The 12,148-nt window shown below is 65.8% G+C and carries 10 protein-coding genes; 4 read left to right on the top strand and 6 right to left on the bottom strand.

The window, feature by feature from the left end; genetic code table 11:
• Window positions 1–5 precede the first annotated feature (5 nt).
• Window positions 6–1,496 carry an NAD-dependent succinate-semialdehyde dehydrogenase gene (locus tag AAE027_RS31380; protein WP_370989835.1) on the top strand — a complete coding sequence of 497 codons (1,491 nt, stop codon included), beginning with the start codon at window positions 6–8 and terminating at the stop codon, window positions 1,494–1,496.
• A gap of 150 nt (window positions 1,497–1,646) precedes the next feature.
• Here the strand turns inward: AAE027_RS31380 and AAE027_RS31375 are convergent, their stop codons facing one another.
• On the bottom strand, window positions 1,647–2,561 hold the full coding sequence (locus AAE027_RS31375; RefSeq protein WP_370989857.1) for a phosphoribosylaminoimidazolesuccinocarboxamide synthase: 915 nt from the start codon (window positions 2,559–2,561) through the stop codon (window positions 1,647–1,649).
• A gap of 63 nt (window positions 2,562–2,624) precedes the next feature.
• Complete coding sequence (locus tag AAE027_RS31370; RefSeq protein ID WP_091898191.1) at window positions 2,625–3,542, bottom strand: pirin family protein; 918 nt, start codon at window positions 3,540–3,542, stop codon at window positions 2,625–2,627.
• Window positions 3,543–3,856: 314 nt separating this feature from the next.
• Here AAE027_RS31370 and AAE027_RS31365 point away from each other — a divergent pair, with 314 nt between their 5' ends.
• Both AAE027_RS31365 and AAE027_RS31360 read left to right on the top strand, forming a co-directional pair.
• Window positions 3,857–4,921: a helix-turn-helix domain-containing protein gene (locus AAE027_RS31365; RefSeq protein ID WP_370989836.1), complete on the top strand. Its 1,065-nt coding sequence runs from the start codon at window positions 3,857–3,859 to the stop codon at window positions 4,919–4,921.
• A gap of 327 nt (window positions 4,922–5,248) precedes the next feature.
• On the top strand, window positions 5,249–6,673 hold the full coding sequence (locus AAE027_RS31360) for a serine hydrolase domain-containing protein (RefSeq protein WP_370989837.1): 1,425 nt from the start codon (window positions 5,249–5,251) through the stop codon (window positions 6,671–6,673).
• Window positions 6,674–6,870: 197 nt separating this feature from the next.
• On the opposite strand, the gene AAE027_RS31355 is transcribed toward AAE027_RS31360, so the two are convergent.
• On the bottom strand, window positions 6,871–8,241 hold the full coding sequence (locus AAE027_RS31355; protein ID WP_370989838.1) for an MmgE/PrpD family protein: 1,371 nt from the start codon (window positions 8,239–8,241) through the stop codon (window positions 6,871–6,873).
• A gap of 122 nt (window positions 8,242–8,363) precedes the next feature.
• On the opposite strand from AAE027_RS31355, the gene AAE027_RS31350 reads away from it, so the two are divergent.
• A complete protein-coding gene (locus AAE027_RS31350; protein WP_370989839.1) occupies window positions 8,364–9,479 on the top strand; it encodes an FUSC family protein in 1,116 nt (371 codons plus the stop codon).
• A gap of 1 nt (window position 9,480) precedes the next feature.
• On the opposite strand, the gene AAE027_RS31345 is transcribed toward AAE027_RS31350, so the two are convergent.
• Genes AAE027_RS31345 through AAE027_RS31335 form a run of 3 tightly spaced genes read right to left on the bottom strand, consistent with a single transcriptional unit; the run spans window position 9,481 to window position 12,007 of the window.
• A complete protein-coding gene (locus tag AAE027_RS31345; RefSeq protein WP_370989840.1) occupies window positions 9,481–10,131 on the bottom strand; it encodes a 2-hydroxychromene-2-carboxylate isomerase in 651 nt (216 codons plus the stop codon).
• Window positions 10,128–10,616: a DUF2867 domain-containing protein gene (locus AAE027_RS31340; protein WP_370989841.1), complete on the bottom strand. Its 489-nt coding sequence runs from the start codon at window positions 10,614–10,616 to the stop codon at window positions 10,128–10,130. The genes AAE027_RS31345 and AAE027_RS31340 overlap by 4 nt, the downstream gene beginning before the upstream one ends.
• Window positions 10,613–12,007 (bottom strand): MATE family efflux transporter, encoded by a 1,395-nt coding sequence (locus tag AAE027_RS31335; RefSeq protein WP_370989842.1) that lies wholly within the window; start codon window positions 12,005–12,007, stop codon window positions 10,613–10,615. Before AAE027_RS31335 ends, AAE027_RS31340 begins: the two co-directional genes overlap by 4 nt.
• Window positions 12,008–12,148: the final 141 nt, after the last annotated feature.

The following is a 12,148-nucleotide window of genomic DNA, read 5'->3' as shown; positions in this document are numbered from 1 at the left end:
ACGCCATGACCCCGACTGCCGCCCGCGCCCCGCAAGCCTCGTCCAATCTGCGCGACCGGTTGAAGGACCCGTCGCTGCTGAGGGAAGCCTGTTACATCGACGGCGCCTGGGTCGGCTCGCCGGTTTTCGCCGTCAATAATCCCGCGACCGGCGTCGAGCTCGCCAAGGTTCCGCAGCTCGGCGCGGACGATACCACCAAAGCGGTCGAAGCCGCGCAGCGCGCGTTTCCGGCCTGGGCCAAGCTCACCGCCAAGCAGCGCTCCAATATCCTGCGCAAATGGTTCGAGCTGATCGTTGCCAATCGCGAGGATCTTGCGCTGATCCTCACCTCCGAGCAGGGCAAGCCGCTCACCGAGGCGCTCGGCGAGGTCGATATCGGCGGCGCCTATGTCGAGTTCTTCGCCGAGGAGGCGAGGCGCGTCTATGGCGAGACCATCCCGACGCAGCGGAGCGATGCGCGCCTGCTCGCGATCAAGCAGCCGATCGGCGTCTGCGGCGCGATCACGCCGTGGAATTTCCCGAACTCGATGATCACGCGAAAAGTCTCGCCGGCGCTGGCGGCCGGCTGCACCGTGGTGCTGAAGCCCGCCAACGAGACGCCGCTGTCGGCGCTCGCGCTCGCGGCTCTTGCCGAGAAGGCCGGTGTGCCCAAGGGCGTGTTCAACATCGTCACCGGTGACGCACCGCCGATCGGCAAAGTCCTGTGCGAGCATCCGGCGGTTCGCTTCGTCGGCTTCACCGGCTCGACCGCCGTCGGCAAGATCCTCTACCAGCAGGCTTCCGTCGGCGTGAAGCGGCTTGGCCTCGAGCTTGGCGGCAACGCGCCGTTCGTGGTGTTCGACGATGCCGATATCGACGCCGCGGTCGAAGGCGCCATCGTCTCGAAATACCGCAACATGGGCCAGACCTGCGTTTGCGCCAACCGCCTCTATGCCCAGGATGGCATCTACGACGAGTTCGTGCAGAAGCTGTCGAAGAAGGTCGCGACGATGAAGATCGGCGACGGCACCGAGAGCGGCGTCACGCAGGGCCCGCTGATCAACATGAAGGCGATCGACAAGGTCGAGCGCCACATCGCCGACGCCGTCAAGCGCGGCGCCAAGGTCGTCACCGGCGGCAAGCGCAGCGAGCTCGGACGCTCGTTCTTCGAACCGACGGTGCTGGCCGACGTAAAGCCGGACTCGCTGGTGTCGCAGGAGGAGACCTTCGGCCCGCTCGCACCCGTCATCCGCTTCAAGGACGAAGCCGATGTCATCGCGATGTGCAACGCCTCGCCGTTCGGCCTTGCCTCCTACTTCTACTCCCGCGATCTCGGCCGCGTCTGGCGCGTCGCCGAGGCACTGGAATCAGGCATGGTCGGCGTCAACACCGGCCTCATCACCACGGAAGTCGCCCCCTTCGGCGGCGTCAAGGAAAGCGGCCTGGGGCGTGAAGGCTCGCATCACGGCATGGAAGAGTATGTCGAGATCAAATACGTGATGATGGCGGGGGTGTGAGGGCGCATCAGTCTCTCCGAGTCATTGCGAGCGAAGCAATCCAGAATCTTTCCGCGGAGACAGCCTGGATTGCTTCGTCGCCAGCGCAAAATTGCTTCGCAATTTTGTCGCGGGCTCCTCGCAATGACGAAGCGAGGTGCAACAGCAGCGCTAAATCTTCAGCTCTTTCCCCGTCACGCGCCTGTAAGCTTCGAGATACCGCTTGCTGGTTGCATCCACAACGCTGGCGGGCAGCGGCGGCGGTGGGGCGTCTCCGTTCCAGCGGCCGGCGCGGCGCTCGACGTCGAGATAGTCGCGTAAGGGTTGCTTGTCGAAGCTCGCCTGCGGCTGGCCAGGCTTGTAGGCATCGACCGCCCAGAAGCGCGAGGAATCCGGGGTCATGACTTCGTCGATCAGGATGATGCGGCCGTCCTTGTCACGGCCGAACTCGAACTTGGTGTCGGCGATGATGATGCCCTGCTCGCGCGCCAGCTCCTCACCGAGCGAGTAGATCGCGCGCGTCATGCTCTCCAGCGTATAGGCGACCTCGTCGCCGACCACCGCGCGCATCTTCGCGATGGTGATGTTCTCGTCATGGCCGCTCTCGGCCTTGGTTGCCGGGCTGAAGATGGCAGGCTCGAGCTTCTCGCTCTCGACGAGGCCGGCCTTCAGCTTCTCGCCGGCCAGCGTGCCGCTCGCGGCATATTCCTTCCAGGCCGACCCCGAGAGGTAGCCGCGTATCACGCATTCGATCGGAAATACGGTGGTGCGCTTGCACAGCATGGCGCGGCCGAGAATCTCGGCGCGGTGGGGCATCAAGGCCGGCACGGCCGCGATGATCGCGTCGGTGTCGGCGCTGATCATGTGATGCGGCACCACGCCTTCGAGCTCGTTGAACCAGAACGCGCTGATTTGAGTCAGCACCGCGCCCTTCATCGGGATGGTCTCGTCCATCACGACGTCGAAGGCGCTGATGCGGTCGGTGGTGACGAGCAGCAGGCGGTCGTCGTCGACGGCGTAGATATCGCGCACCTTGCCGCGTCCGATCTTGGGGAGGGGCAGGTCGCTGGAGAGCATGGTGGTCATCGGCAAAGCCTTCACGCAAGAAATCCGGCCGCGGCTGACAGTGCGGCCGGAAACCCGATTAGCCTATTCCGGCAGCGGAATGAACTCATGTTCCTGCGGAACTGCCGCGAAGCGGCCGGTTTTCCAGTCCTGCTTGGCCTGCTCGATCCGCTCCTTGCTGGAGGAGACGAAATTCCACCAGATGTGGCGCGGACCCTCCAGTGCATCGCCGCCGAGAAACATCATCCGGGTCGCCTTCAGTGCCTTCACGGTGATGCGGTCGCCCGGACGGAAGATCAGCAGCCGCGGCCCTTCGTAGCGTTCGTTCGCGATCTCGACCTCGCCGTCGACCAGGTAGATCGCACGTTCCTCCTGATCGGGATCGAGCGGCACGCTCGCGCCTTCCGCCGCCGTGACCTCGGTGTAGAACCAGGGCGAGACCATCGACACTGGCGAGGTGATGCCGAACGAGGAGCCCGCGATCACCCGCGCGGTAAAATCGCGCTCGGAGATCATCGGCAAATCGCCTGCCGCATAATGCTGGAACGACGGTGCGATCTCCTCGGATCCCGCCGGCAACGCGATCCAGCTTTGCAAGCCCAGCATCTTCTGGCCCGAGGCGCGTTGCGCGTCCGGTGTGCGCTCGGAATGGGCGATGCCGCGCCCGGCGGTCATGAGGTTCATCGCGCCGGGCGCGATCTCCTGGACGTTGCCTTCGCTGTCGCGATGCATGATCGCGCCGTCGAACAGGTAGGTGACGGTGGCAAGCCCGATATGTGGATGTGGCCGCACGTCCATGCCCTTGCCGGAGACGAACTGCACCGGTCCGAAATGATCGAAGAAGATGAACGGCCCGACCATCTGCCGCTTGCCGTGCGGCAATGCGCGCCGCACCTCAAATCCGTCGCCGAGATCGCGCGTGCGAGGCACGATGACGAGATCGAGCGCATCGCAGGACATGGGATCGCCGAGCACGGGATCGTTGGAGGGTTGCCAGCTCATGGGTGGACTCCTTTTGGCTTTGTTGGATGCGAGACTAGCAGGAATTTGCAGCGCCGTCGCGACAAAGCCTGGGCTCAACGTCGCGGACCGCAATAGCGCCATGTGCAGAACTATCGCCTCACCCACCGCTGTCATTCCCCGCGAAAGCGGGGAATCCAGTACGCTGCGGCCAATCGGTTTAATCACTGTCGTCTCGGAGTACTGGATCGCCCGGTCAAGCCGGGCGATGACAGTTGTGGTGCGGATGGTCCTTGAAAAAATACGCCTGACGAAGGATGTTCGGCTGATTTCAATCGCGACCGTCGCATCGCCCGATGACATTTGCCGCAACAGAACTCGCATTTCGCGCCGCGTCCGTGGCGCTGCTGCTTGTGCTAGGCGCGTCGCTCGTCTCTGATTTCGGACACGTGCTGGCAGCCCGGCTCGGCGCTGGCTTCGCGATCGGCTCGGCCGCGCATGCTGCGAGCTATTCGGTCGGCGTGTCGTCGCTGGTGCCGGCCTGGCATGCGCCGCTGATTGCGTTGTCGACGGGCAACATCGTGGTGTTCTGGCTGTTCACGCGCGCGCTGTTCGACGACGAGTTTCGCTTGCGCTGGTGGCACGGATTGATCTGGGGACTGGTGACCGCGTTCAGCTTCGTCAACTGTCTCTGGATCGCACCGGGCGGAAACGTCCGGCTTGCCGTCACCGTCGTCAATCTGATCGTGCTCGGTTTCATTGCGCTCGCGGTGGTGCAGACGATCAGTTCGTGGTCGGCCGATCTGGTCGAGCGCCGCCGCCGCGTTCGCGTCTTCATCGTCTGCGCGGCCGCGCTCTATGGCGGGCTGAACGCGCTGCTCCAGATTGTCGTGGCCGGAACGGAGGTTGGCGAACTCGCCGACACGATCAATGCGGGCGTGCTCGCCTGCATCGTTGCGGCCATCGCCTATGCGATGATGCGCGTCGATGGTGCCGACCTGTTTCCGGTGGCCGCGGAGGCCGCGCCGCCGCTGGTTTTGAGCCAAGCCCCGGCGGCAGAAGACGCCGCCGACCAGAAGCTCATCGATGCCCTGATGCGGCTGATGGCGGACGAGCGGATCTATCGCCAGGAGAACGTCACCATTGGCGTGCTGGCGAATCGGCTGAAAATTCCCGAATACCGGCTGCGCCGGCTGATCAACCAGCGCCTCGGCTATCGCAACTTCAACGTCTTCCTCAACAATCACCGGATCGAGGAAGCCAAGGCCGCACTCGCCGATCCCGCCCAGGCCGAAGTCCCCGTCATCACCATCGCCATGGATGCCGGCTTCCAGTCCCTCGGCCCCTTCAACCGCGCCTTCAAGGCGGTGACCGGCGTGACCCCGACGGAATATCGGCGGCTTAAAGCGAGCACGGCGTGATGGGCTCTTCGCCTCTCCCCGCCTGCGGGGAGAGGCCGGAATTTGCGGAGCAAATTTCGGGTGAGGGGAGCCTCCGCGAGTCCGTCTGTCGCCGTCCCCGCGGAGGCTCCCCCTCACCCCAACCCTCTCCCCGCAAGCGGGGCGAGGAGGGTCCACCGTCCCCGGTGCGACAGACCAGCCCAATTTTCAAGCTGTTGGATCTGTTGCGTTATTTCAGAATCGATCAGTCCCGGCCAAATCCAGCCACGCCATTTTCCAAATCCGGCGAGCACATATCCCATGTCTCCTGCTTCGTCTCCGGCACACGCCCCAAGCCGGAGACAGCCCGTGACCCGCCGCCGCAAGATCGTCCTCCTCACCACCATCGCCTGTGCCGGTCTCGCGCTCGGCGCAGCCCGCGCCGGCGACGTGCCGAAGATCGCCACCGGCTTTGTCGCCGGCATCCTGTGCTCCGAGACCTTCGTCTCCGGCCTCGATCCGCAGCGCACCTTCACCGAGACCAACGATGCGATGCCCGGCACCGGCCTGATCAGCTGGGCCATGGAGTATCGCGTCGACCGCGTGCGCAAGGACGTTACGGTGACACTGTTTGGCCTCGGCCGCAGCCATGCCGTCTATCGCGAGGGGCTCGGCTGCACGCTCGCGCATGACGAGCCGCTCGCCGACGTCATGCCGCCGCAGGACGACAGGCAGCCCGCGCTGCTGCCTGAGATCGCCAGCCCTGCTATCGTGCCGCCGCAAAGTCCCGAGCTTGCTACCGCGCTCGACCGCGCCTTTGCCGAGCCGGCACAGCCGCCCTATCGCCGCACCCGCGCGATCGTCGTGATGAAGGCGGGCCGCGTCATCGCCGAGCGCTACGCCGACGGCATCGGGCCGGAGACGCCGCTGCTCGGCTTCTCCATGACCAAATCGGTGATCTCGGCGCTCACGGGCGTGCTGGTGCACCAGGGCAAGCTGAAGCTCGACGGGCCCGCGCCGGTCGCCGCCTGGAAGCATCCGGATGACCCGCGCCATGCCATCAGCGTCGATCAATTGCTGCGCCACACCGCAGGTCTGGCGCTCGGCAGCTCGTTGCAGGCCTCGCTCAGCTCCGCCTTCGAGCCGGTGAACCGCATGAAGTTCGTGGAAGATGACATGGCCGCCTATGCCGCGAGCATGCCGCTCGCGACCGCGCCGGGCACGGCGTGGAGTTATCATGACGGCAACACCATCATGCTCTCGCATCTGATCCGCAATGCGGCCGGCGGACATCCCGCAGATGCACTGCGCTTCGCGCGCCGCGAATTGTTCGTTCCACTCGGCATGCGCCATGTCACGCTCCAGCTCGACGCTTCAGGCACGATCGAGGGCTCGAGCGAGATGCTGGCATCGGCGCGCGACTGGGCGCGCTTCGGCCAGCTCTATCTCAATGACGGCGTCGCCGGCGGCAAGCGCATCCTGCCCGAGGGCTGGGTGAGCTATTCGTCCTCGCCCACGCCGAAGGCCTGGGTTGGCATCGGTGCCGGCTTCTGGACCAACCAGGGCGACAGCTTTGGCGCGAAGTTTCGCATCGCGCACGGCTGGCCGCGCGATGCCTTCTTCGCGAAGGGCACGATCGGGCAGTACACGATCGTGATCCCGTCCGAGCGGCTGGTGATCGTGCGCATGGGACGCTCGCCGAACTGGCCGCCGGAAGCAGATGGCGTGTTCGATCTGGTGCGCGATGTGGTGGCCGCAACGCGCGAGAAGGGGAAAATGGCGGGGGCGGATTGAGAGGAGCGGTGCGGCGCTTCTTACCCTCCCCTGAAGGGGGAGGGTCGATCGCGCGCAGCGCGAGCGGGGTGGGGTGACGGTCTATCCTTTGAAGCAGTGCCCGTGTGGAGAGATCACCCCACCCCGCTTCGCATTGCGCTTTGCTTCATGCGAAGCGACCCTCCCCCTCCAGGGGAGGGTGAGCATGCGCGCTCGAGCTATTGCCTCCCCAGCTCCGTCGCCTTCGCCACCCGATCGAACCGCTCCAGCGTCATGATAGCATCCGCAAACTTCTCCGCGCGCGCGTTCAGCACGGGCCGCGCCAGAGTCAAAAACTTCTGCTGCATCGCCTGCGTGTCAGGGAACGAATTCGGCTCGCCCGAGGGATCGGCATACAGCCGCTCATGCACGCCATCGTCCGTTGTGATGCTGACGCGGGCGCCGAACGGATGGGTGCGGCCGATTTCGAGGCGATCGTCCTGCACCACGTCGAACTTGTCGGCGAGGGCGTCGATGGCGGCATCGCCAAGGCGGTTGTAATCGTCCCAGCCGAATGAGCCCTGGTCGAGTGCGAGTGCGCCGGTGAAGAACATCGAGAACTGGCCGCCGACGATCGAGGTCGGATGCCGCTTGGTCGCGGCATCGCCGGTGAGCGTGATGCCGTTGCGATGCAGGCCGATCTCGACACGCTTGACCTGGTCCGGCGTCAGATTGTGCTCGCGCCGCATCGCGATCAGCGCGTCGATCGCCGCATGGGTGTAGCGGCAGCTCGGATAGGGTTTGACGCCGATCTTCATCGTCTCGTAGCTCTTGCCGAGCTCGGCCACCGCTTTGCCCGGATGCGCATCGTCGGTGTAGCCGGCGAGCAGGCCGTGCTTGCCCTCGACCGATTCCGTCGCGCCGACGAAATCGTTGCGCGCCAGTGTCGCGGCGATCACGCCGTTCATCGCGGCGGCGCCGACCTGGTAGCGCTTGTTCCAGGCGCCGTTGACCAGAAATTGCAGCGATCCGGCAGCTTGGCTGCCGGAGACGCCGAAGGCGGCGATGATCTGCTTCTCGGAGAGGCCGAACAGTTTTGCGGCGGCCGCGGCCGCGCCATAGGTGCCGGCGGTCGCGGTCGGATGAAAACCGCGCGCGTAGTGTGAGGTCGGGTCGAGCGCATTGCCGAGCCGGCAGCAGACTTCATAGCCTGCAACGATCGCGGTCAGCACGTCGCGGCCCGACGCGCCGACCATCTCGCCGACCGCGAAGGCGGCCGGCACCACCGGCGCGCTCGGATGCAGCGAGGAATCCGCGTGCGTGTCGTCGAAGTCGAGCGAATGTCCCAGCGCGCCGTTGAGCAGGGCCGCCACCGCCGGCGTCCAGGTTTTGCTGTCGCCGAACACGGTGGATTCGCCCTTGGCATCGAGCGCGAGCGCTTCCAGCGTCTTTAGCATCGACGGGGTCGATTCCGCCTCGCTGCGGGCGCGGATGGCGCTGCCGAGGAAGTCCAGCGTCAGCACTTTGGCGCGATCCAGCACCTCCGCCGGAATATCCTGATATTTCAGATTGAAGACATAGGCGGCGAGCGTTGCGGTTTCGTGGGCCATCGTGTTTCCTCGCTTTGGCCGGCAAGTTAGGCGGGCTGATTTCGCCTTTCAAGCGGCCTAGCGGGGGCGGGCATCAGCCATGCTTTTGCCTGGCGCAAGAGGATCGGACCGGGACGTTGACGATGACACGCGCAAGAGAGCTGTTCGACCGGATTCGGGCGCGACGGACGCAATTGGGGCTGGCGATCCGGGTCACCGTGGCGGCGGTAGCGGCCTATGCCATCGCCACCGCGCTGCATCTGCTCTTGCCGCTCTGGGCGGTGCTGACCTCGCTGATCGTGACCCAGATGAGCGTCGGCCGCTCGCTGAAGGCGACGCGCGACTACATGCTCGGCACCATCGGCGGCGCCATCTATGGCGGCGCCATCGCGATCCTGATCCCGTACTCCGGTGAAGCGGGCCTGTTGGGGCTTCTGGTGCTCTCGGTCGCCCCGCTCGCCTTCATCGCCGCGATCAATCCGAGCCTCAGCGCCGCGACGGTCACCGCCGTGATCGTGCTCCTGGTTCCGACCATGCATCACTCCGATCCCATGACCTCGGCGATCGATCGCGTCAGCGAGGTCGCGGTCGGTGCCATCACGGGCCTGCTCGTCTCCTTCCTGGTGCTGCCCTCGCGCGCGGTGCGGCAGATCCGCGCCAGCGCAGCAAGACTGCTCGAACTGATCGCCGATGCTTTCACCGAACTGCTCGCGGGCCTCACGCGCGGCCGCGACAACGACGCGCTGCACCGGATCCAGGACGGCATCGGCACTGCGATGGTCAGCCTCAACGCGATTGGCGCCGAAGCCGAACGCGAGCGCGCCGCGCGGCTGTCGAGCGGGCCGGATACCGGTCCTTTGCTGCGAACCATCCTGCGGCTGCGGCATGATGTCGTGATGATTGGCCGCGCCACTGTGGTGCCGCTGCCGGCCGACGTGCAGACGCGGCTCGCAGCTCCGCTGACGGAGGTCTCGACCGTGATCGCCCGCTTCCTGCGCTCGGCCGCTGCGGCCTTGCGGGAGGGCGCCGGCGCGCCGCCGCTCCATCCGGTCCACGTTGCGCTCCAGCATTACGCCGAGGCGGTCGCCGCCGTCCGTCACGATGGTCTGATCCGCGGCCAGCCCAGCGACACCGCCGAGCGCTTCTTCGCCCTCGGCTTCTCCTTGGAGCAGATGCACCAGAACCTCTGCGATCTCGACCGCGTCGTCGGCGAATGGTCGGAGGCAGCGGCCGACAAGCCCGCGCGGGTGGCGGAGTGAGCTAGCGCCGCTTCAGCCCCTTGCTCTGCATGCGCCAGACCAAGAGGTCGATGCGGTCCTGGCCGAAGAACGGCTCGTTCTCGAACACGAAGGTCGGCACGCCCCAATGTCCCGACGCGGCGTGGTCCTTCTCGTTCTCCGCGATCACCTGCTCGTAGCGATCCGGGTCAGCGGTGATTGCGGCATCCATGGCGGCAAGATCGAAGCCGGCCTTCTCGGCCGCGCGCGCGAGATGAGCGCCCTCGTTCCATCCCGCCACCGAACCGTCCCATAGCACGCGCGCGATCGCATGTGTGAATTCGAGCGAGCGGCCCTCGAGCTGCGCCATCGCGCCCAGCCGGGTCAGGCGGTGGATGTAAGGCTGCTCCGCCGCAACGTCGAGCGTCGTCTTGTCCTGCACGATCGGATCGGGCCTTGGAAAGCGGAACGGAATGCCCTCGTGCTGCGCCACACGCGTGCTGTCGAGCACCACATAGCGAATGAAGTTCGGGCTGGCCTTCTTGAAGAATCCGGGCACGCGGACCGCGAGCGGGTAGACCGGCCGCAGGTTTACCGCGAGGTCATACTCGGCGACGAGCTTCAGTGTCTTGGGCAGGGCCAGATAGCTGAAGGGACTGCGGTAGGAGTAGAAGAGATCGACGGACAGCGTCATCGGGCCGGCTCCACGATGTCTCCCATCATGCTGCGGGCCACGAGCTTGTGGAACGGTACGATCAGCGTGAGGTAGGTACGCCCGAGCAGATTGTTGGTCCGCACCAACGTGGTCAATGTCACCTGCTGGTCCGCCCCGTCGCCGGCGACGTCAACCACGACGCGGAAATCGAGATGGTAGTCGTCAAACCCGGCGATGAGCTGCTCCGGCGTTTCGCTCAGCACTGGAAACAGGCCGATCATCCCGTACGGAGCCGGAGCACCTTCGCCTGACGTCTTCAGTCCGAAGGGTTTCACCAGGATGTTGCGCAAGCGCGTCAGCGCATCGATCCAGCGCGGCCCGTGCAGCACCATTCGGGTGCAGGCCTCGCGGGCGCTCAATTGCGTCGCGTCGACCTCTACACGAAAGGCATCGATGAACTGCGCGCCTGATAGCACAGCGCCGGCATCGACATCGGGTGTGACTTCGCGAACCGAGCCTGTCATCCCGCCAGTTTGCGCGTCAGCATGCCAAAGCGCAAGATCAACAGGCCGGCATAAACGAACGATCCGATCGACAGCCCGATCCAGACGCCGACCGCGCCGAGGCTGGCGTGGAAGGCGAGGACCCAGGCGATCGGGAAGCCGACGCACCAATAGCCTGTTGCTGCGAACACAAGCGTCATCTGGGTGTCATTGATGCCGCGCAGGGCGCCGCCCATGATGGTCTGGAGCGCATCGGCGATGAAGAAAGTCGCGCCGACCAGCAAAAGTGTCGCGGTCAGCGCGACGGTCGGCGCGCTGGCCTCGCTGCTGCCGAAGAACAGCCGTCCCAGCTCATAGCGGCCGAGGATGATCGCGACAGTCAGGGCCGCGACGAACGCAATGCCGAGCACGGCGGCAACGAGCCCCGCGCGCCGGACGCTGGCCGGCTCGTTGCGGCCGAAGGCGTGGCCGACGCGCACGGTGGCGGCCATGCCGATGCCGAGCGGCACCATGAACAGCACGGCCGTGACCTGGAGCGCGATCTGATGCGCGGCGAGCGCGGTGGTCGAGATCAGCCCCATCAGCAGCGCCGCCGAGGAGAACAGGCCGTATTCCATCAGCAGCGAGAACGAGATCGGCGCGCCGATCGCGATGAGCTGGCGCATCAGGGGCCAGTCGATCCGCCAGAGATGGGCGAGCGGGTGATAGTCCGCGAACGGCTTTCGCCATGCGGCAATAGCGAGCGCGGCGAGGAAGGTGCCGAGATTGACCAGCGTGGTCGCAAGCCCCGCGCCGAACAAGCCGAGCTTCGGCAGGCCGAACAGGCCATGAATCAGAACATAGACCAGCGCGGCATTGGCAGGGATCGCGGCGAGCGTGATCCACAGCGGTGTCTGCGGCCGGTTCACCGCGCTCATCATGCTGCGCAGCGCGATGAAGCCGAGTGCCGGCGCAATGCCCCAGGCCAGTCCGTTGAGATAGCGCTGGGCCAGTGCGGCGGAATCCGGCGCCTGTCCGAGCGCGAGCAGGATCTGCTCGCCATAGAGCGGCGAGGCCATCATCGGCAGCGAGATCAGCAGCGCGACCCACAACCCGACGCGCAAGGAACGGCGGATCAGCCTGATGTCGCCGGCGCCGAAGGCCTGCGCAGCGAGCGGCGACACCGCCGACATCAATCCGAGCCCGAAGGTGAAGCTGACGAAATAGACCGTGTGCGCTAGCGCCGCCGCGGCCACCGCGTCCTCGCCGAGCCGGCCGATCATCGCGAGATCGGTCGTGATCATCGCGATCTGCCCGAGCTGCGTCAGCATCATCGGCACGGCCAGCCGCAACGTCTCGGCGAATTCATCGGCGAGATGGTTTGACGGCGCGCCGGCTTGCGGCTGCGAATGACGTTGGACGGTGTCGAGCATGGCCGGTCCCTAGCACAGCCACACGTCGAAAACATGGCCCGTGCTTTTTTACCCTCTCCCCTTGCGGGAGAGGGGGCCCTTGCGGGAGAGGGGGCTCGCGATAGCGGCGAGACGGGTGATGGGTCTCTATCCGCTAGCTCG

Origin of the sequence: Bradyrhizobium sp. DN3 (assembly GCF_041357655.1) — a bacterium.
Classification (GTDB): domain Bacteria; phylum Pseudomonadota; class Alphaproteobacteria; order Rhizobiales; family Xanthobacteraceae; genus Bradyrhizobium.
Note: the sequence above shows the minus strand (reverse complement) of the source record. Positions and strands in the feature narration are given on the sequence as shown.

What these genes read in the sequence shown, in the direction of transcription:
- AAE027_RS31335 (WP_370989842.1), bottom strand. Translation starts at nt 12,007, where the DNA reads ATGCTCGACACCGTCCAACGTCATTCGCAGCCGCAAGCCGGCGCGCCG.
- AAE027_RS31345 (WP_370989840.1), bottom strand. Translation starts at nt 10,131, where the DNA reads ATGACGCTGTCCGTCGATCTCTTCTACTCCTACCGCAGTCCCTTCAGC.
- AAE027_RS31355 (WP_370989838.1), bottom strand. Translation starts at nt 8,241, where the DNA reads ATGGCCCACGAAACCGCAACGCTCGCCGCCTATGTCTTCAATCTGAAA.
- AAE027_RS31370 (WP_091898191.1), bottom strand. Translation starts at nt 3,542, where the DNA reads ATGAGCTGGCAACCCTCCAACGATCCCGTGCTCGGCGATCCCATGTCC.
- AAE027_RS31375 (WP_370989857.1), bottom strand. Translation starts at nt 2,561, where the DNA reads ATGACCACCATGCTCTCCAGCGACCTGCCCCTCCCCAAGATCGGACGC.
- AAE027_RS31350 (WP_370989839.1), top strand. Translation starts at nt 8,364, where the DNA reads ATGACACGCGCAAGAGAGCTGTTCGACCGGATTCGGGCGCGACGGACG.
- AAE027_RS31365 (WP_370989836.1), top strand. Translation starts at nt 3,857, where the DNA reads ATGACATTTGCCGCAACAGAACTCGCATTTCGCGCCGCGTCCGTGGCG.
- AAE027_RS31380 (WP_370989835.1), top strand. Translation starts at nt 6, where the DNA reads ATGACCCCGACTGCCGCCCGCGCCCCGCAAGCCTCGTCCAATCTGCGC.
- AAE027_RS31340 (WP_370989841.1), bottom strand. Translation starts at nt 10,616, where the DNA reads ATGACAGGCTCGGTTCGCGAAGTCACACCCGATGTCGATGCCGGCGCT.